Raw genomic sequence first — 20,560 nt, forward strand, 5'->3', positions numbered from 1 at the left:
ATAATAGAAATCGTACAATAAGAGTAAGTTGAAAAAATAGTAAACAGTATTTACGAAGTTAACAGCCTAGTGAGCAAAGTAATTGAGATGAGAGGATGTTAGAGATGGCAAAATTTGGATTAAACTTCTTTAAGCCGACTGAAAAATTTAATGGTAATTGGTCTGTTTTACAAGATAAAAGTAGAGAATGGGAAAAAATGTATCGTGAACGTTGGAGTCACGATAAAGTAGTCAGAACAACTCATGGGGTGAACTGTACAGGTTCATGTTCTTGGAAAGTATTCGTTAAAAACGGTGTCATTACTTGGGAGAACCAACAAATTGACTACCCAAGCTGCGGTCCAGACATGCCGGAATTCGAACCGCGTGGATGTCCTCGTGGTGCTTCATTCTCTTGGTATGAATACAGCCCGCTTCGCGTACGCTACCCATACATTAGAGGGAAATTATGGGAACTTTGGACAACAGCATTAGAAGAAAATGAAGGTAATATGATTAAAGCTTGGGCTTCTATCGTTGAAGACAAAGAAAAAGCAGAAATTTATAAAAGTGCACGTGGTAAAGGTGGACACATCCGTGTCGCATGGAAAGATGTTTTACAACTGATTGCAGCACAACTTCTTTACACAATCAAAAAAGACGGTCCTGACCGTATCGCAGGCTTCACACCGATTCCAGCGATGTCAATGATCAGTTATGCATCAGGTGCACGTTTCATCAACCTATTAGGTGGAGAAATGTTAAGTTTCTATGATTGGTATGCCGATTTACCACCAGCGTCACCGCAAATCTGGGGTGAACAAACAGACGTACCTGAATCAAGTGACTGGTACAACTCAAGCTACATCATTATGTGGGGTTCAAACGTACCGTTAACACGTACACCAGATGCTCACTTTATGACAGAAGTTCGTTATAAAGGAACAAAAGTGGTTTCAGTTGCACCTGACTATGCTGAAAACGTGAAATTCGCTGACAACTGGTTAGCACCAAACCCTGGTTCAGACGCAGCGATTGCACAAGGTATGACACACGTTATCTTGCAAAAATATTACGTAGATGAACCTTCTGAAATGTTCGTTAACTACGCTAAACAATATACAGATATGCCATTCTTAATCATGTTCGATAAACATGAAGATGGCTTCAAAGCAGGTCGTTTCCTACGTGCGAGCGACTTAGGTATGGAATCTGAAAACAACGAATGGAAACCTGTTGTATTTGATAAAGAATCAAGTCAAATTATCGTACCTAACGGCACAATGGGCCAACGTTGGGAAGAAGGCAAGCAATGGAACTTGAAGCTTGAAAATGAAGACGGTTCTAAAATCGATCCAGCGTTAACAGTAGCTGACGATGAACATGAAATTAAAATTATGAAATTCCCTTACTTCGATAACGCTGGCAACAGCATTTTCGAACGTCCGATTGCAGCACGTAAAGTAACATTAGCAAACGGCGAAACAACATATGTGGCGACTGTTTTCGATTTAATGACAAGTCAATACGGTGTACGTCGTTTCGGACATGAATTAGAAGCAAAAGGTTATGACGATGCGGATACAGAATACACACCAGCATGGCAAGAAAAAGTAACAGGTGTGAAACAAAAAGTAGTCACTCAAGTTGCTGAAGAGTTTGCCCAAAACGCAATTGATACAGGTGGCCGCTCAATGATTATCATGGGTGCAGGTATCAACCACTGGTTCAACTCAGACACAATTTATCGTGCAGTCTTAAACTTAGTTATGCTGTGCGGTTGTCAAGGTGTAAACGGCGGCGGCTGGGCACACTATGTAGGACAAGAAAAATGTCGTCCGATTGAAGGCTGGAGCACAATTGCCTTCGCGAAAGACTGGCAAGGTCCGCCACGTTTACAAAATGGTACAAGCTGGTTCTACTTCACAACAGACCAATGGAAATATGAAGAGTCTGGTGTCGATAAATTAGCATCACCATTAGCAGAAAATATTAAACACCAACATCCAGCTGACTATAACGTAACAGCTGCACGTTTAGGATGGTTACCGTCTTATCCGCAGTTCGATACAAACAGCTTGAAGTTCGGTGAAGAAGCAAGAGATGCTGGAGAATTCAACAACGAAGCAATTTTAAAACGTGCTGTTGACTCTGTAAAAAATCGCGAAATGAAATTTGCGATTGAAGATCCGGATTTACGTAAGAACCATCCGAAATCATTATTTATCTGGCGTTCAAACTTATTATCAAGTTCAGCAAAAGGACAAGAGTACTTCATGAAACATATGTTAGGAACAAGTTCTGGATTACTTGCTGAAGCAAACGAAACAGATAAACCTGAAGAAATGATCTGGCGTGATGAAGTACAAGGTAAATTAGACTTGATTGTTGCATTAGATTTCCGTATGACTTCAACACCATTAAAAGCAGATATCGTCTTACCAGCTGCAACTTGGTATGAAAAACACGACTTATCATCAACAGATATGCACCCATTCGTTCACCCATTCAATCCAGCGATTGACCCATTATGGGAATCACGTTCAGACTGGGATATCTTCAAATCATTAAGTAAGACATTCTCTGATTTAGCGAAAGTGCATATGCCAGGTACATTCAAAGATGTGGTGACTTCACCATTAGCGCATGACTCTAAACAAGAGATTGCGACACCTTACGGTAAAGTTAAAGACTGGACAAAAGGCGAAGTTGAAGCGATTCCTGGTAAAACTATGCCTGGCTTCTCAGTTGTAGACCGTAACTATACAGAAATCTATGACAAATTCATTTCTGTCGGACCTTTACTAGAAAATGCGAAGTTAGGTGCGCACGGTGTCAGCTTCCCAGTTAAAAAACAATACGAAGAAGCTAAAGATATCGTTGGTACATGGAATGACGATACAGTGAAAAACGGCTTGCCACGTATTGATACAGCAAGACGTGCTGCAGATGTCATCTTAAATATTTCATCAGCAACAAACGGTGAGTTATCTCAAGCGTCATATAAAGACTTAGAAGATAAAACAGGTATGCCTTTAACAGATATTTCTAGTGACCGCAGTGCTGAAAAGATTACATTCTTAAACATTACATCACAACCACGTGAAGTGATTCCGACTGCAGTATTCTCTGGTTCAAATAAAGGTAAGAAACGTTATTCACCATTCACAACAAACATTGAACGTTTAGTACCGTTCAGAACATTGACTGGACGTCAAAGTTACTATTTAGATCATGAAATCTTCCAGCAATTCGGTGAAAGCTTACCGGTTTATAAACCGACATTACCACCGATGGTCTTCGGTACAAAAGATAAGAAAGTCATCGGCGGTCAAGATAACTTAGTCTTAAGATATTTAACACCTCATGGTAAATGGAATATTCACTCAACATACCAAGATAACCAACACATGTTGACGTTATTCCGTGGTGGTCCGGTTGTTTGGATTTCTAAAGAAGATGCAGAAGCACACGATATTAACGATAACGATTGGTTAGAAGTATATAACCGTAACGGTGTTGTTACAGCAAGAGCCGTTACATCACACAGAATGCCGAAAGGAACAATGTTTATGTACCACGCACAAGATAAACATATCCAAACACCGGGTTCTGAAATTACAGGAATGCGCGGCGGTTCACATAACGCACCGACTCGTATTCACTTGAAACCTACGCAAGTAGTTGGGGGCTATGCCCAAATCAGCTATAGCTTTAACTATTATGGTCCAATTGGTAACCAAAGAGATGTTTATGTAGCAGTGAGAAAGATGAAGGAGGTAGATTGGCTTGAAGATTAAAGCACAAGTAGCCATGGTATTGAACTTAGACAAATGTATCGGGTGTCACACATGTAGTGTCACTTGTAAGAACACTTGGACAAACCGTCCGGGTGCAGAATATATTTGGTTTAATAACGTAGAAACAAAACCAGGTGTCGGTTATCCGAAACGCTGGGAAGACCAAGAGAAATATAAAGGTGGATGGACACTGAACAAGAAAGGCAAATTAGACCTTAAAGCGGGCAGCCGCTGGTCTAAGATTGCTTTTGGTAAAATCTTCTACAACCCAGATATGCCAGTCATTAAAGATTACTACGAGCCTTGGACTTACAACTACGAACATCTGACAACTGCAAAAGCAGGCAAACATTCTCCAGTTGCGACTGCACACTCAGTCATTTCTGGTGACAAAATGGATTTACATTGGGGTCCCAACTGGGAAGATGACTTAGCAGGCGGACACGTAACTGGGCCAGAAGATCCGAACATTCAACGTATTGAAGAAAAAATCCAATTCGACTTTGACCAAACATTCATGATGTATTTACCACGTTTATGTGAACACTGCTTAAACCCAAGCTGTGTAGCATCATGTCCATCAGGTGCAATGTACAAACGTGACGAAGATGGTATCGTGCTTGTTGACCAAGAAGCTTGTCGTGGATGGCGTTACTGTATGACAGGATGCCCATACAAAAAAGTTTACTTCAACTGGAAAACTAACAAAGCTGAAAAATGTACTTTCTGTTTCCCGCGTGTTGAAGCTGGTTTACCAACAGTATGTTCAGAAACTTGTACTGGCCGTATGCGTTATTTAGGTGTATTACTGTATGACGCTGACCGTGTACATGAAGTTGCATCAACTGAAAATGAACAAGATTTATACGAAAAACAATGTGATTTATTCTTAAATCCATATGATGAAGAAGTTATTGAACAAGCGTTAAAAGACGGCGTATCAATGGAATGGATCGAAGCTGCACAAAACTCACCAGTTTATAAATTGGCAATCGAGTACAAATTAGCTTTCCCATTACACCCTGAATACCGTACATTACCAATGGTTTGGTATTGCCCACCATTAAGCCCAATCATGAACTACTTCGAAGGTAAAGATTCAATCAAGAACCCAGATGCAATCTTCCCTGCAATTGAAGAAATGCGTTTACCGATTGAATACCTTGCAAGCTTATTGACTGCTGGTGATACAAAAGCAGTTAAAGAAGCATTACAACGTATGGCAATGATGAGAAGTTACATGCGTGCACAAGTGACAGGTAAAGACTTCGATTTAGATCGTTTAGACCGTCTTGGTTTAACAGAACGTCAAACTAAAGAGATGTATCGTTTATTAGCGATTGCGAAATATGAAGATCGTTTCGTAATCCCAACATCTCACAAAGAACAATATATGGACACTTATGCTGCACAAGGCAGTCAAGGTTATGAATTCAGCGATAACACAATCGGCGGAAGCGGTTGTGACGGCTGTGGCGCACCAGTAGCAATGAAACCGGGACAAACTGGACAAGAAGCTTATAACGAAAGCTTCTATGGAGGGATTTTCCGTGATTAACCTGAATAACTTTTATAAATATCAAGAGTCAATCGGTTATTTTGCGCAACAACTGAACTTTCCAGAAAAGTTAACTTTCCATCCTAAGACATTTGAAGATGTTTTCGATAGTCACCATCCAGCATATGCTGAGATGGTGGAATATCGTGAACGTATTCTAAGTTATCCGTTGACTGAAATTAAACAACTGTATACAGATACATTTGATTTTAATAAAGAAGCACCGCTGTATATGACTTACAATAAATTTGATACGCAGAAAGAACGCGGACAAATGTTAGCGAAACTCAAAGTACTCTATGAAATGTTCGGACTCGATATGGTCGATAATGAACTTTCAGACTTCTTACCGTTAATGCTTGAATTCTTATACGCTGCACAATGGCAAAACGATGATCGTGCAGAAGGCAATATCGAATTCATTATTATGGTGATTGAAGATGGAACATTTGCGATGCTGAATCAATTAAGAGAAATGGATAGTCCGTATGCACCTTTAATTAAAGGCTTAAGAGAAACACTCAAATTATGTTTACAACCAAGTGAAGAGGTGACACCGCATGCTTAATCAATTTTTGTGGGTCATATACCCATATTTATGTATCGCCATTTTTATTCTCGGTCATATTGCCCGCTTTAGATATGACCAATTCTCTTGGACAGCAAAGTCCAGTGAATTTATTGAAAAGAAACGTTTGAAATGGGGCAGTTTATTATTCCACTTAGGGATTATCCCGGTAGCAATTGGACACTTTGTGGGTTTAGTAATCCCGCCATCATGGATCAGCGCAATGGGAGTCAGCCATGAGATGTACCATTTCGGGGCTGTATATATCGGTAGTATTTTTGGTATAATAACATTAATTGGAATGTTTTTATTAACGTCACGCCGTGTATCAGTTAAGAATATCAGACATCTTAGTTCTGCATCAGATATGGTTGTAAACTTTTTCTTGTTGATTCTTGTATTTATGGGGTGCTATGCAACGTTAGTAACAAATGCGGTTATGCCAGATTTTGATTATAGATCATCAATTTCTGTATGGTTCAGACAATTATTCACATTTGGACCAGATGCAAATTTAATGACAGATGTGCCATGGTCATTTAAACTTCATGTATTACTTGGTTTTGGTATCTTTGCGTTATGGCCATTCACAAGATTGGTTCATGTGTGGAGTGTACCATTGACTTATGCGAGCAGAAGTTACATTATTTACCGCAGAAACAAAGTCAAACATAGATAGGAGGAGACAATTTGAATAGTGTAGTTGCGACGGGTTACTTTAACTATCAAGCTGCTTTGGAAGAAATCAGAGAAGAAGAACAGTTTGATTTTGCGGCGATTGCTTTGCCTGAAGATGACTCACATAGTGCAGTCATCAAATGGAGACATGCGTCAGGCAATCTCAATAACCGCTATCAGCTGATTGTCTTGCGCCCTGGCAAGGGGTTGGCTGGTCTTGTTATCCGAACTGGCTCTAGAATGATTATCGATGATGTCAATACTGTGCTGAGTCCAAGCGACAAGCTCAGTTATCCGATTGTTTTAAGTGAATCACTGACAGCAATGGTTGCCATTCCTTTATGGCATGATAATCGTGTGTATGGCGCATTGTTGCTAGGTCAACGTAATGGGCGTCCATTGCCTGAAGGCAGTGAAGAGATTCGCATTAATCACAGGTTAGGGAGTTTTAGAGATGAAATCAATTGATAACCGTGAAAAATTACAAGAATTATTGACCAAGTATTATTTAAATACCAATGAAAAAATGGTGTTTTTAAATAAGGAAGGTCAAGTGATCGCGTTGAATGAAGCGGCGGAAGAGGTCTTTTCTGAAGAAAATGACTATAGTCAAATGACGAATGCGATTTGCAGAAGATGCGAAGGCTATTCAAATGAGTTTGATATTATGTCATGTGAAAACTGTTTTTTAGAAGCGTTAGAAATCGGCAAAGGCAGCTTCCAAGTCTTTATGCGCACACGAGACAATAAAATTGAACCATACACTGCTTCATACGAAATCATCGATACAGCCAATGAAATCTATGCATTTACACTACACAATGTTTCTCCTCAGATTGAACGACAAGATAAACGTTATCAGCGTTTGATGATGCAAAAAACAATTTCAGCACAAGAAAATGAACGTAAGCGGATTTCCAGAGAATTACATGATGGTATTGTCCAAGAATTGATTAATGTAGACGTTGAATTACGTTTATTGAAGTATCAACAAGATAAAGATGAAATGGTTGATAATTCTAAGCGTATTGAAGGCATTATGTCACGTTTAATCGATGATGTCCGTAATTTATCTGTAGAGCTGCGCCCATCTTCATTAGATGACTTAGGACTAGACGCTGCTTTCCGCTCTTACTTTAAACAGTTCGAGAAGAACTATGGTGTGCATATTGCGTATCATACTGATTTTTCGGCACAACGTTTTGACAGCGAAATCGAAACGGTAGTTTATCGTGTGGTACAAGAAGCATTATTCAATGCGCTGAAATATGCACAAGTAGACACAGTTTACGTTTCCTTACACTTAGGAGAAGCGTCCATTATCGCTGAAGTGAGCGATCACGGTACAGGATTCAATATAGGTGATAAAGCAAAAGGAACCGGTCTAGGATTATTCGGTATGAATGAACGTGCTGAATTAGTCAACGGTTCGGTTAATATTGATTCACAAGTGGGACGTGGTACAATAGTGACGTTAGAAGTTCCAATAACTGATAAACGATAGGAGACTTGATGTTGAGAATTGTTATTGCAGATGATCACGCAGTGGTGAGAACGGGCTTCTCTATGATCTTGAATTTCCAAGAGGATATGGAAGTCGTAGATACTGCTGCTGAGGGTGTTGAAGCATACCAAAAAGTGATGCAGCATCGCCCTGACGTGTTAATTATGGATTTAAGCATGCCGCCAGGGGAGTCAGGTTTGATTGCGACAAGTAAAATTATGGAAAGTTTTCCTGAAACAAAAATACTTATTTTAACGATGTATGATGATGATGAATATCTGTTCCATGTCTTAAGAAATGGCGCGAAAGGCTATATTTTAAAGAACGCACCAGATGAACAATTAATTTCAGCTGTGCGTACGGTTTATCGCGGCGACACTTATATTGACCCTAAAATGACGACATCATTGATCAATGAATTTGTGAATAATTCTGACCAAGATGGCAAAAATACGAATGATCCGTTTCGGATTTTATCTAAACGCGAGTTAGAAGTATTGCCTTTAATTGCCAAAGGTTATGGAAATAAAGACATCGCAGAAAAATTATTTATTTCAGTGAAAACTGTAGAAGCACATAAAACACATATTATGCAGAAGTTAGAATTAAAATCTAAACCAGAATTAGTGGAGTATGCCTTAAAGAAAAAATTGCTTGATTTTTAAAATAGGAATGACATTGAACTCATCAAAATAGATGAGTTCTTTTTTAATTTAAAGTCGAACAATTTGAATAGTATGTGACTAATATGTGAAAAATTGTGATGAAAAAAGCCTTTAACATGCTGATTTTAACTAAAATAGAGGGATTAGGGAAAAGCCGAATGTTTTAAGGGAATGCCCTTATGTTCAATAATTCACCTAAATAATACACTATTAAGTGTAAGCAGTATCTTTAACTGATGAATAAAATAACTTCGACTCAAAAAACACATCAGGGGGATACTGCTGCTCTTATTAAATATGATATGAAAATGTAATGTTAGGGTGAAAAAAATGAACAAATCTAGAGGCGGTTTACAGTTAACCATCCAAACGTTGAGTTTGGTTGCCGGCTTCATGGTATGGATTATCATTGCACCATTGATGCCGCTGATTTCAGAAGACATTAAAATTACGAGCGGACAAGTTTCAATTGTACTCGCAATACCAGTTATTTTAGGATCTATTCTTCGTATCCCATTCGGTTATTTAACAAACGTTATTGGCGCAAAATGGGTCTTCTTCGCAAGTTTTATTATTCTATTAGTACCTATCTTTTTATTAAGTTCAGCAACATCAGTTAACATGTTAATGATTGCAGGCTTTTTCTTAGGGGTAGCAGGTGCGACTTTCTCAGTTGGGGTAACATCATTACCTAAATATTTCCCTAAAGAAAAAGTTGGTTTAGCGAATGGTATTTACGGTATGGGTAACTTAGGGACAGCCGTATCTTCATTCTTAGCACCACCATTAGCAGGTGTTATCGGTTGGCAATCAACAGTGAGATTATACTTAATCTTAATGGCAGTATTCGCAATCATAATGTTCTTCTTAGGAGATGCTAAAGAACCTAAAGTTAAGGTTCCATTTGTAGCACAAGCGAAAGATTTATTAAAAGACTTACGTTTATATTACTTAAGCTTATGGTATTTCATTACGTTCGGTTCTTTCGTAGCATTTGGTATCTTCTTACCTAAATACTTAGTTGATCATTTCAATTTGACTTCAGTAGACGCAGGAATCAGAGCAGGGGTCTTTATCGCGATTGCGACATTACTTAGACCGCTTGGTGGTATCATCGGGGACAAAATTGATGCGGTGATGGCATTAAAAGTCGACTTTATTATTATGATTATCGGTGCTGTCTTATTAGGTATTTCTGATGGTATCTTATTATTTACAATCGGATGCTTAACAATCAGTGCATGTGCAGGTATCGGTAACGGTTTAGTATTCAAATTAGTACCGCATTACTTCCACAAAGAAGCAGGTGTCGCAAACGGTATCGTATCAATGATGGGTGGTCTTGGAGGATTCTTCCCGCCATTAGTGATTACGTATGTGACAAGCTTAACAGGAACAAGCCACTTAGCTTTCATCTTCTTAGCATTATTCGGAGTGATTGCGTTTATCACGATGTGGCATTTAGGCAAGAGAAACCGTTCGCTTGCAGCTAAATAAGAACGGTATGGATGAATGAACATGTAAATATTGAAGACGTATGGACCACTAATAGATGAATGTTAGTGGTCCTTAGTCATATTAAAAAGCAGGACAAGAGAAAGGTGATAGACCTACACTTGTTCCTACTTTGAATGTTATTTAATTGCTTGAAGTTTAGTGTGCGCGGTACGTTCACGATTAATTTTACGTGTCGTCATAATCAATGCCGCAAATGCAATACTGACACTTAACATCGATGAACCGCCATAGCTGAGCAACGGTAAGGTTACACCTGTTAAAGGAATGGTACCTGAAACACCGCCGATATTAACAAAGGCTTGGATAAAGATATAACTGCCGATACCGATACATATCAGCTTGTAGAAGTGATTTGAAGTACGGTTAGCATAGATTAAACTTTTCACCACAATGAGTCCATAGAGTCCTAATACAATCAGTACCCCGATTAAGCCTAACTCTTCAGACAAGACAGTGAAAATAAAGTCTGTATGCGGTTCTGGCAGGTACCCAAGTTTTGAAACTCCATTGCCGAGTCCTTTACCGAATAAACCGCCATTACCGATTGAAATTAAAGCACTTGTCAGCTGATACCCTTCATTATTTTCATATTTGAAAGGATTTAAGAAAACAGCAATACGTTTGATTCTGTAAATGTTCTTCGTATCAAAGAGTAATGTATAAATCAGATACATTGCTACAGGCAAGAGTGCGATGCCGAAGATTTGCACTTTAATTTTATTCTTGATATCAGAATAAAGTAAAATGCATCCTATAATGACGACGGTTAACATGGTTCCACCTAAGTCACCTTGTAAGAGTACAAGGACCAGACCAAAGCCTAATAAGAGTAACGGTGGAATTAAATGATTAATTTGATAGTCACGCTGTCTGCTTAATCGTCGATCAATGATGTATGAGAAATAAAATATAGAAGCGAGTTTTAAAAACTCGGAAGATTGGAGACTGAAAAATCCTAAGTTCAGCCAGTTTTTGGAACCGTTGATTTCTTTACCTATTAATAAGGTTAAAGCTAAAAGTCCAAAGGTAACTAACAACATGACCAATTGAACATTTGGAGATTTAAAGAAATCGATTCTGACAAAAAGAGAGAAAAAGATTATGATAAGTCCAATCACGAAATAAATAGCTTGGCGTTTCATGAAATGGTTGCTTGCGACAGGGTAGCCGCCTGTTAAAGAACCTTTTGAAGCGGGTACCATACTAGCACTATAAACCATGACAATCCCAATAAAACCAAGCAGGATAAAGGTTATGATCAAACTCAGATCCACACCTTTAGTTGCGTTACGCAACGCTCTGAGAAATTTCTTCAATTCTAGTCACCTCTACGATTGTCTGTTTTTCCTTAAACGCGATGTGAAATATAATGCATTAAATATCTATTATATAGATTTTGTTTACAACTATCCACCTTTTATAGGTAAAAGAAAATTGAATGAAACACAAATAAAAAAAGAAGCCTTGAAATGACTTCAAGACTTCCAAATCAAGCATTGCTTCACACAAGCTTTATCTATTATTTTACGGTATCATAGTAACGAATGTTGTCTGAGATTTCTTTAAGGTAGAAGTTGCCTTTTGGTTCAACTGCTAACTCAGTTTCAGCATCAAATTCAAGGTTATCGAAACGTTTGAAGAATGATTCGTACTCTTCAACAGATAATGCTTTTCGGTTTTTCAACATTGCTTGATGTGCTTTAACATCAAGTGCGTCTTTGAAGCCGTCTGCAAGTGTAGCTGTGAAGAATTCACCTACTGAACCAGAACCATAGCTGAATAGACCGATACGGTCTCCGCTATTTAAATCATGGTTTTCAAGTAAAGAAATCAAGCTTAAATAAAGTGAACCTGTATAGATATTTCCGACATAGCGGTTATAATCCGTAGCAGATTTGTAACTGTCATTTAATCTTGCTTGTGTATCTTCTGAGGCTGTATCTGTTAAAATAGAATCAAGTGCTTTTTGACCCATCTTTGTGAATGGTACATGGAAGCATAACGCAGCAAAGTCAGACAATGATTTATGATAACGTTTCGCGTATTCGTTCCAACTTTCTTGGAAAGAATGGATATAGGCATCTTTAGATAATTTACCGTCAACAAGCGGATAAATTTCACCAGATGGTCTCCAGAAATCGTAAACGTCTTCTGTAAATGCAACTGAATCATCATGCAACTCAGCAATACGCGGGTTATGACTGATTACCATAGCGACTGCACCAGCACCTTGTGTCGGTTCACCGCCGCTGTTAAGTCCGTAACGCGCAGTATCACTTGCGATAACTAATACTTTTTCATTAGGACGTGGTACTAAATAATCTTTTGCCATTTGAATCGCAGGAGTCGCTGCATAGCATGCTTCTTTCATTTCGAAACAGCGTGCAAAAGGTTGAATTCCTAGTAGATGATGAATCTGTACAGCAGACGCTTTCGCTGAATCAATTGCTGATTCAGTTGCGACAATAACCATCGTAATATCTTTCTTGTCTTGTTCTGTCAAGATAGGTTGAGCAGCGTTCGCACCCATTGTTACAATGTCTTGACTGACTGGGCTTACAGCCATTTCAGTCTGACCGATACCAATCAGAAACTTGTTTGGATCTACATTGCGTGCTTCGGCTAAATCAGCCATATCTACGTAAAAGTTCGGAATATAAAAATTAAGTTGGTCGATACCAATTGTCATAAATAACCAACATCCTTTCTTGATATGTTAAATCACTTTAAATCATATCAAAAGAGGGTACAAAAATACAATTTTAAATTAGTAGCTAGTGATAAAAAAGGAGACTAAATTATGAGCAAAATCGCAATTGTTAGTGCAAAACGTACACCAGTAGGAAAATTCAGAGGGAAATTAAGAGATTATTCTGCAGTACAACTTGGCACCATCGCTTTAGAAGCAGCAATTGATGCTATCAATCTGCCGAAAGATAAAATCGAGAATGTAATTTTTGGTAACGTATTGCAAGCAGGCAACGGACAGAATCCAGCACGTCAAATCTTGGTAAATGCCGGATTGCCGACATCAACTCCTGGAATGACTATCAACGAAGTATGCGGATCTGGTTTAAAAGCTGTAATCTTAGGTAAACAACTGATTCAATTAGGGGAAGCAAAAGTTGTCGCAGTTGGCGGTGTTGAAAGTATGACAAATGCACCGAAACTGGTATTACCTGGACAAGAAAAACCTGTACCAAGCTTTATGCATGACGGTTTGACAGATGCGTTTGAAAATGTACCGATGGGGATTACGGCTGAACGTATTGCGGATAAATATGAAGTGACACGTGAACAACAAGATGCGTTTGCGGTCAATTCACATCAAAAAGCGTACGAAGCATCTCAAGCTGGTAAATACCAAGCAGAAATGATTCCATTAACAGATGCAGATGGCGAAGAAATGACAATGGACGAAGGTATCCGCGGTAACAGTAATGTAGAGAAACTTGCGACTTTAGATACTATCTTCAAAGAAGACGGTACAGTAACAGCAGGAAATGCTTCAAGTATCAATGACGGTGCATCAGCCTTAATCTTAATGGATGCAGACTATGCACGTGAAAACGGCTATGAAATTATGGGGATTTTAGGTGATTATGCAGAAGTCGGTTGTGATCCTGAAATTATGGGTATCGCACCTTACTATGCTGTATCTAAATTATTAGAGAAAACAAATCAAACAATTGATGATATTGATTTAGTAGAAATGACAGAAGCATTTTCAGTTCAAAGTATTGCGGTTAAAGAGAATTTGAACATTCCAGATGAGAAATTGAACATCTACGGCGGCGCAGTCGCAATCGGTCATCCAATCGGTGCTTCAGGGGCACGTTTAGTGACATCATTAGTTCATGAACTGCATCAAGAAAATAAACACAACGGTATTGCAACAGCATGTATCGGCGGCGGTTTAGGTATCGCATTAGAAGTTGAAAAAGGAGAGTAAGCAACATGAAAGCATTGGGGAAAGATTTCAGACACTTATCACGTCAAGATAAATTACAGCGTTTAGAAGACAATGGTTGGATTTCACAAGAAAGTCATCAAGAATTGTTAGATATACCGCTGCTTTCTGAAGAAGTGGCTGATAGTCTGATTGAAAATGTGATTACACAAGGTGCATTGCCTGTCGGATTATTACCAGACATTATTGTAGACGGTAAACATTATGCGGTGCCGATGATGGTAGAAGAACCATCAGTCGTAGCTGCCGCAAGTTATGGTTCGAAGTTAGTCAATCAAACTGGCGGATTCAAAGTTGAATCGAGTGAACGTTTGATGATTGGACAAATTGTCTTTATGGAAGTAGAAGATCCAGCACAATTAGCTGAACAATTAATTGAGAAAGAATCACAAATTCATCAAGTCGCAGATGCAAGTTATCCATCGATTTTAAAACGTGGCGGTGGTTATCGTAAAATTGATGTCGATACGTTTGAAAAAGAACAACTAGTTTCTTTAAAAGTTTATGTTGATACGAAAGATGCGATGGGCGCTAATATGATGAATACCATCTTAGAAGGCATTTCTGGCTTCCTGAAAGGCGAATGGCCAGAAATCAATGTCCTAATGAGTATTTTGTCTAATCACGCTACAGCGTCACTTGTGCGCGTCTCAGGAGAAATTGATGTTTCAGCTTTAGCACGTGGTGAGATGAGCGGTGAAACAGTTGCGAAACGTTTGGAAGCTGCTTCAGTTTTAGCTTATGTCGATCCATACCGTGCAGTGACACATAATAAAGGTGTCATGAATGGTATTCATGCAGTAGTATTAGCAACAGGCAATGACACACGCAGTGCTGAAGCCAGCGCACATGCATATGCATGTAAAGAAGGACAATATCGCAGTATGACAAAATGGGAGTACTTAGAAGATAAAGGTCGTTTAAGAGGAACGATTGAAATTCCGATGACACTCGCAACTGTCGGCGGCGGTACAAAAGTGGTTCCGATTGCACGTTTAGCACAAGAAATCTTGCATGTGGATTCTGCACAAGAATTAGGTGAAGTTGCGGCAGCAGTCGGCTTGGCTCAAAACTTCTCAGCGTGTCGTGCTTTAGTATCTGAAGGTATTCAAGAAGGTCATATGAGTCTGCAGTATAAATCACTGGCGATTGTCGCAGGTGCGAAAGGTAACGAAATTGAACAGGTAGCCGATGCTTTAAAACAAGCAGACACTGCGAATATGGCTGAAGCGGAAAAATTGTTAGCTGAATTACGTAGTAACTAAAAATAAATGTTATAAATCAATATGAGATGTCATTTTGATGAGAGAAGCGGGTTCTTAAAGAGGACTCGCTTTTTTTGACGTAAAAAAACAGCATCTCTTAAAGGAATGCTGCGAAAAATAATTATTAATCGATTGTGATATTAGAACCCGCTAAGTCTTGTTCATCTTTCTTAGGCAATACAACAGTTAAGACACCATCTTTGTAAGAAGCTGAAATCTTGTCGCTGTCGATATTACTGAAAGAGAATTCACGGCTGACACTGTCAGTGCTACGTTCTCTTTGGATTACGCGACCTTCTTCATTTTCAGTACGACTTTCAATTGAGCGTTTTGCGCTGATTTTCAGTGTACCTTCATTATAAGAAAGGTTGATATTCTTTTTATCAAATCCTGGTAAATCTGCTTCAACAATATATTGGTTATCTTTTTCTTTAATATCTGTTTTTACAGCATTTACCGTTGGGATTTGATCTATAAATTGGCGTCCGAATTCTTTGAAAATGTCAGTGGGTTTACTTTCGAAAGGCATATAAAATCGCTCCTTTTCATTGTTTAATTAAAGCTCGCTTTAGTCATTCATACCCGAATTCTTGTAAGGCAATCTTACTGAGTATTCAGCGAGTTCTGACTTTAATTATATCACGTCCAGGAGCTGATAGATAATCAGAGGATTGTAGTGTTAGGCTTCAGAAAAGTTATTAACGATAAATTTCGATAGGATAGATTTAATTGTTTTCGCATCTTCCATTGAAATGTCTAAATCATTGAAAACTTCCATCGCAATATGTGAGATTTCGTGGCGAGTGTTAACACCTTCTTCAGTTAAAGAGACAAGGAGATTTCTTTCGTCTGATGGCTGTCTAAGACGTTTAACAAGCCCTTGTTTTTCTAACTTTTTAATCATAGGTGTTAATGTTCCAGAATCTAAATATAATCTTTCCCCTAAAGATTTGATGTTGATATATTCATCGTCTTCTATAGCGAGTAGAACAATATAGCCAGTATATGTCAGCCCATATTTCTTAAGATGCGGGGTATAACGCTTAATTATCTCTTTAGACGACACATAGAATAAAAAACATAATTGTTTATCTAAAAAGTTGTTAGGTTCATGCAATTAAATCACTCCTTATTTAAAACAACGATATTATGAACGCAATCACTTGTCAAGAATAAATTTCGTGCCTATAATTTACTATGTTTAAACTTTGTAGTATGAAAATATTCAAATAGATTCCGTTTTGTTCGAAAAATAAACATAATAGATAAAGGAGCAAAAAATATAATGGAAAAACAATGGTTTGATGATGTGCTGAGAGCACGTAAATCAGTAAAGGTTTATGACCCGAATGTGAAGATTTCACATGAAGAAATGGATGAAATGTTAGGGAAAGCAGCACTAGCACCTTCTTCAATTAATATGCAGCCATGGCGAGTTGTTGTTGTAGACAGTGAAGAAGGAAAAGAAAAAGTCCGTCCTGCTATGCAATTCAATACAAGACAAAATGATACATCTGCTGCGATGGTTGTTATTTTTGGTGATTTACGCAACTACGAGTATGGTGAACAAATCTATCAAGGTAACGTTGATAAAGGCTATATGCCTCAAGAAACTAAAGATGACTTATTATCTAAGTTTCTACCATTTTATAAAGGGTTAAGCTTGCCGCAAATGACATCTATCGTAAATATCGACTGCAGCTTGTTTGCGATGCAGTTCATGCTTGTCGCTAAAGCACATGGCTATGATACTAATCCAATCGGCGGTTTCGATAGAGAAAATATTGCTTCTATTTTAGGTTTAGATCCTGAACGCTATGTTCCAGTAATGGTGGTTGCTGTAGGTAAGGCAGATCAAGCAGCACATCATACGTATCGTTTAGATGTAGATGCTTTCAGACGTTATTTCTAATGTAATCATCGACAAATTTGTTACAATGTAATTAAATGTGTGACAAGTAAGGGAAACTTCATTCATAATTATATAGATAATATATTTTTATATGGATGAAGTTTAAAGGCTAAAGGAGTCTGGCTATGAGTAAAAGAGTTTTTCATTTGATTTTAATTATTATCGGTTCCTTAATTATCGCAACAGTATTCTTCTTTGGTTTGAAAACCTATCAAGGTAAGCAAAATTTAAAATTGGTGGATCAGTATATTGCTGAACATCAATTACAAGATGATATCAAATCAGAAAAGAAAAAATTCAATGCGAAAGACGGCGTTTATTATAAAGAGGTTGTCTTTAAAGATGAACCGCAATTAACGTATGTGATTCAACCGATGGGGACTTCAAAGGGATTATTTGCACAAGCATTTGATACGCAAACAAGAAAGCATATCAAAAAAGCTAAACATAATTTCTTTGATGACAATTATAAGCTTAAATAACCGATTAAGTATGTTAGAATAAATGTGATTAAGACATTAAACACGATGAATAGTGTTTAGTGTCTTATTTGCGTTACAAGGATAGTTGTGTGATTATGAAAACTCTATCACAACTTATCAAAAATTGATTATTATCATCAAAAATGGATATAACACCTTTAGTATCAGCATAGAGAAAAAACATGATAGGAGGGACGGCATGACACACAGAAATCAAAAACGTTGGCCGGGCTTTGTACTCGTGATTATTGGCTCTATATTCTGGGGCGTCGGCGGTACAGTATCACAATGGTTGTTTGAAAATAAACAATTACCGGTCACGTGGTTCGTGGGTGTTCGTTTATTAGTATCTGGATTACTTTTAGTTATAATGTCATTCTTTTTAGAAGGTAAGAAGACAATCACCATTTGGGCAGATAAAAAAGATACGCTCAAATTATTTATTTACTCACTCATTGGTATGTTAGGTGTGCAATACTGCTTTATGGCGACCATTCATTATGGTAACGCAGCAGTAGCGACGTTGCTCCAATATTTAGGTCCTGTCATTATTATCTTGTATTTAGTTGCAGCTAAAGTCATCCGTTTCAGATGGAAAGAAGGTATCGCAGTCACATTGGCACTAAGTGGTACATTCTTCCTATTAACGAATGGTTCGCTTGCAACATTATCTGTTCCGATGCCAGCAATTATTTGGGGTGTAATGTCAGCTTTTGCGATGGCATTCTATACCATCTTCCCCGTACAATTGCTTGCTAAGTGGGGAACGGTCAATGTTGTAGGTTGGGCGATGTTAATTGCAGGTATATTCTTAAACTTCTTACATCCGATTTGGAAAGTTGATACATCAAATTGGGATGTAAAAGTCATTGTGTATTTATTCATTTCAGTGATTATTGGTACGATGTTTGCATTCTGGCTATTTATTTCCAGCTTGAAATTCTTATTCCCGCAAGAAGCCAGTGTACTTGGTACGATCGAACCGTTAACAGCGATTTTATTATCAGTTGTATGGTTAGGCGTATCATTCGGTGCTTGGCAAGTTATGGGTGTCGCATTAATCGTATTAATGGTAATCTTCTTAGCAGTCGTCAAAGACTAGCGGTATAATTAGGATAGAAAGATAATTGCTTCAAAATATGTTATTTTACACTGTTATTTAATATAATTTTAAACATTTAGTGTAAAATCATCTTGAAGTTTTAAATTTTTCTATCCTAATTATTTATTTTCTGATATAATTAAACAATGTCAGAAAAAGGGGAGATGCATCAATGGCTATATTTAAGAGAAAAATAAGTTTACCAGTGCAGGTTATGATCGCGCTTGTTCTTGGTGTTGTTGTAGGACTATTGCTTTATGGACAAAAAGACATCGCGAATTATATACAACCGCTTGGTGATATATTTTTAAACTTAATTAAAATGATTGTTATTCCAGTCGTTTTCTGTTCGCTTGCCTTATCTATTTCAGGTGTAGGTGAATCTAAAACAGTTGGACGTTATGGACTTAAAACAATTATTTACTTTGAAGTGATTACAACTATCGCAATTGCATTAGGTGTTTTGTTCGCGAATATCTTTAAACCGGGGACGGGACTAGATCCGAACAAATTACCAAAAGGTGATATTACTAAATATGAATCATCAGCACATGCAGCTGAACATTCTACATATGGCAATCATTTTATTGATACCATTGTTAATATCATTCCGACGAACTTTTTCGAAGCATTAGCTAAAGGCGAATTGCTTCCGATTATCTTCTTCGCTGTATTCTTTGGATTAGGAATTGCAGCTATCGGAGAAAAAGGAGAGCCTGTTAAAGCTTTCTTAAGCGGAGTGTTAGAAGCGACATTCTGGATGATCAATAAAATCTTGAAACTCGCGCCTCTAGGCGTATTCGCATTTATTTGTGTAACAATTATGACATTTGGTGCTTCAGCATTGGTTCCACTATTGAAATTAGTGGCTGTTGTTATCGGCGCAATGGTCTTCTTTGTAGTAGTAGTATTGGGCATTGTAGCTAAATTATGCGGCATCAGTGTATTTGATATTATAAAAGTATTGAAAAGTGAAATTTTATTGGCATTCTCAACTTCAAGTTCAGAAGCAGTATTGCCAGTTATGATGAAAAAAATGGAAAACTTCGGTTCTCCGAGAGACGTGACATCATTTGTAATTCCAATCGGCTACACATTCAACTTAGATGGTTCAGCACTGTATCAATCAATCGCCGCATTGTTCGTTGCACAAATGTATGGTATTCACTTAAGTTTAGGTGAACAACTTGTATTAATCTTTACATTGATGATTACATCAAAAGGTATGGCAGCGGTACCGGGAACTTCAATCGTTGTACTTTTAACAACATTAGGTTCTATGGGCTTACCAGCAGCTGGTCTTGCGTTAATCATCGGTGTGGACCGTATTCTGGATATGGTTCGTACATGCGTTAACGTAGTCGGTAACGCATTATCAACAGTCGTTATTGCGAAATGGGAAAATGTCTTCGATAAACAAAAATCTGAAGACTACTTAAAATCTATTTAAGCAATACACACGTATAGAGAGGTTGTTAAAACCTGACTCTAAATTTAAATTTTCTGACATAATATTTGTAAAACTATTAAAAAGGGGTCGGGACATAAATGTTCTGACT

Annotated in this window: 18 protein-coding genes; 14 read left to right on the forward strand and 4 right to left on the reverse strand. The window is 37.9% G+C overall.

The features are described from left to right. The first annotated feature begins 104 nt into the window (after window positions 1-104). The 8 genes from HMPREF3270_RS08280 (at window position 105) to HMPREF3270_RS08315 (ending at window position 10,249) form a co-directional block, all read left to right on the forward strand. The gene (locus HMPREF3270_RS08280) at window positions 105-3,779 is read left to right on the forward strand and encodes a nitrate reductase subunit alpha (RefSeq protein ID WP_070848155.1); all 3,675 of its coding nucleotides are present in this window, start codon (window positions 105-107) and stop codon (window positions 3,777-3,779) included. Next, window positions 3,769-5,337, forward strand: coding sequence for a nitrate reductase subunit beta (gene narH, locus HMPREF3270_RS08285; protein WP_070848153.1), 1,569 nt, complete (start codon window positions 3,769-3,771; stop codon window positions 5,335-5,337). The genes HMPREF3270_RS08280 and narH overlap by 11 nt, the downstream gene beginning before the upstream one ends. Beyond that, window positions 5,330-5,905, forward strand: coding sequence for a nitrate reductase molybdenum cofactor assembly chaperone (locus tag HMPREF3270_RS08290; protein ID WP_002479730.1), 576 nt, complete (start codon window positions 5,330-5,332; stop codon window positions 5,903-5,905). The genes narH and HMPREF3270_RS08290 overlap by 8 nt, the downstream gene beginning before the upstream one ends. Beyond that, window positions 5,898-6,584 carry a respiratory nitrate reductase subunit gamma gene (gene narI / locus HMPREF3270_RS08295; protein WP_002479729.1) on the forward strand — a complete coding sequence of 229 codons (687 nt, stop codon included), beginning with the start codon at window positions 5,898-5,900 and terminating at the stop codon, window positions 6,582-6,584. The genes HMPREF3270_RS08290 and narI overlap by 8 nt, the downstream gene beginning before the upstream one ends. 11 nt (window positions 6,585-6,595) lie before the next feature. After that, window positions 6,596-7,051 carry a nitrate respiration regulation accessory nitrate sensor NreA gene (nreA, locus tag HMPREF3270_RS08300; RefSeq protein WP_070848150.1) on the forward strand — a complete coding sequence of 152 codons (456 nt, stop codon included), beginning with the start codon at window positions 6,596-6,598 and terminating at the stop codon, window positions 7,049-7,051. Then, entirely contained in the window at window positions 7,038-8,087 is a 1,050-nt protein-coding gene (nreB, locus tag HMPREF3270_RS08305) for a nitrate respiration regulation sensor histidine kinase NreB (protein ID WP_002479727.1), read from the forward strand. The genes nreA and nreB overlap by 14 nt, the downstream gene beginning before the upstream one ends. Before the next feature lie 11 nt (window positions 8,088-8,098). Continuing rightward, window positions 8,099-8,752, forward strand: a complete 654-nt coding sequence (gene nreC / locus HMPREF3270_RS08310) for a nitrate respiration regulation response regulator NreC (RefSeq protein ID WP_070848148.1) — start codon at window positions 8,099-8,101, stop codon at window positions 8,750-8,752. A 330-nt stretch (window positions 8,753-9,082) separates the two neighbouring features. Beyond that, the gene (locus tag HMPREF3270_RS08315; RefSeq protein ID WP_070867239.1) at window positions 9,083-10,249 is read left to right on the forward strand and encodes a nitrate/nitrite transporter; all 1,167 of its coding nucleotides are present in this window, start codon (window positions 9,083-9,085) and stop codon (window positions 10,247-10,249) included. Window positions 10,250-10,386: 137 nt separating this feature from the next. On the opposite strand, the gene HMPREF3270_RS08320 is transcribed toward HMPREF3270_RS08315, so the two are convergent. Together HMPREF3270_RS08320 and HMPREF3270_RS08325 are read right to left on the reverse strand one after the other, a co-directional pair. Further along, a complete protein-coding gene (locus HMPREF3270_RS08320) occupies window positions 10,387-11,586 on the reverse strand; it encodes an FtsW/RodA/SpoVE family cell cycle protein (protein WP_060803609.1) in 1,200 nt (399 codons plus the stop codon). A 203-nt stretch (window positions 11,587-11,789) separates the two neighbouring features. Further along, window positions 11,790-12,959: a hydroxymethylglutaryl-CoA synthase gene (locus tag HMPREF3270_RS08325; protein WP_070848146.1), complete on the reverse strand. Its 1,170-nt coding sequence runs from the start codon at window positions 12,957-12,959 to the stop codon at window positions 11,790-11,792. A gap of 111 nt (window positions 12,960-13,070) precedes the next feature. On the opposite strand from HMPREF3270_RS08325, the gene HMPREF3270_RS08330 reads away from it, so the two are divergent. Together HMPREF3270_RS08330 and HMPREF3270_RS08335 are read left to right on the forward strand one after the other, a co-directional pair. Next, window positions 13,071-14,222 carry a thiolase family protein gene (locus HMPREF3270_RS08330; RefSeq protein ID WP_002479722.1) on the forward strand — a complete coding sequence of 384 codons (1,152 nt, stop codon included), beginning with the start codon at window positions 13,071-13,073 and terminating at the stop codon, window positions 14,220-14,222. 5 nt (window positions 14,223-14,227) lie between these two features. Continuing rightward, the gene (locus HMPREF3270_RS08335; RefSeq protein WP_070848144.1) at window positions 14,228-15,505 is read left to right on the forward strand and encodes a hydroxymethylglutaryl-CoA reductase, degradative; all 1,278 of its coding nucleotides are present in this window, start codon (window positions 14,228-14,230) and stop codon (window positions 15,503-15,505) included. Window positions 15,506-15,629: 124 nt separating this feature from the next. Here HMPREF3270_RS08335 and HMPREF3270_RS08340 read toward each other — a convergent pair whose 3' ends face one another. Beyond that, entirely contained in the window at window positions 15,630-16,034 is a 405-nt protein-coding gene (locus HMPREF3270_RS08340; RefSeq protein WP_002479720.1) for an Hsp20/alpha crystallin family protein, read from the reverse strand. Between the two features lie 150 nt (window positions 16,035-16,184). Then, entirely contained in the window at window positions 16,185-16,622 is a 438-nt protein-coding gene (locus HMPREF3270_RS08345; RefSeq protein ID WP_070848142.1) for a MarR family winged helix-turn-helix transcriptional regulator, read from the reverse strand. 168 nt (window positions 16,623-16,790) lie between these two features. On the opposite strand from HMPREF3270_RS08345, the gene HMPREF3270_RS08350 reads away from it, so the two are divergent. From HMPREF3270_RS08350 to HMPREF3270_RS08365, 4 genes are all read left to right on the forward strand, one after another. Next, on the forward strand, window positions 16,791-17,417 hold the full coding sequence (locus HMPREF3270_RS08350) for a nitroreductase family protein (RefSeq protein WP_023015062.1): 627 nt from the start codon (window positions 16,791-16,793) through the stop codon (window positions 17,415-17,417). Window positions 17,418-17,542: 125 nt separating this feature from the next. After that, entirely contained in the window at window positions 17,543-17,899 is a 357-nt protein-coding gene (locus tag HMPREF3270_RS08355) for a DUF3139 domain-containing protein (protein ID WP_070848140.1), read from the forward strand. A gap of 199 nt (window positions 17,900-18,098) precedes the next feature. Beyond that, window positions 18,099-19,001 (forward strand): EamA family transporter, encoded by a 903-nt coding sequence (locus HMPREF3270_RS08360; protein ID WP_002479716.1) that lies wholly within the window; start codon window positions 18,099-18,101, stop codon window positions 18,999-19,001. Between the two features lie 172 nt (window positions 19,002-19,173). Beyond that, entirely contained in the window at window positions 19,174-20,451 is a 1,278-nt protein-coding gene (locus HMPREF3270_RS08365) for a cation:dicarboxylate symporter family transporter (RefSeq protein ID WP_023015060.1), read from the forward strand. Window positions 20,452-20,560: the final 109 nt, after the last annotated feature.

Source organism: Staphylococcus sp. HMSC65H10 (genome assembly GCF_001839185.1).
Taxonomy (GTDB): domain Bacteria; phylum Bacillota; class Bacilli; order Staphylococcales; family Staphylococcaceae; genus Staphylococcus; species Staphylococcus simulans.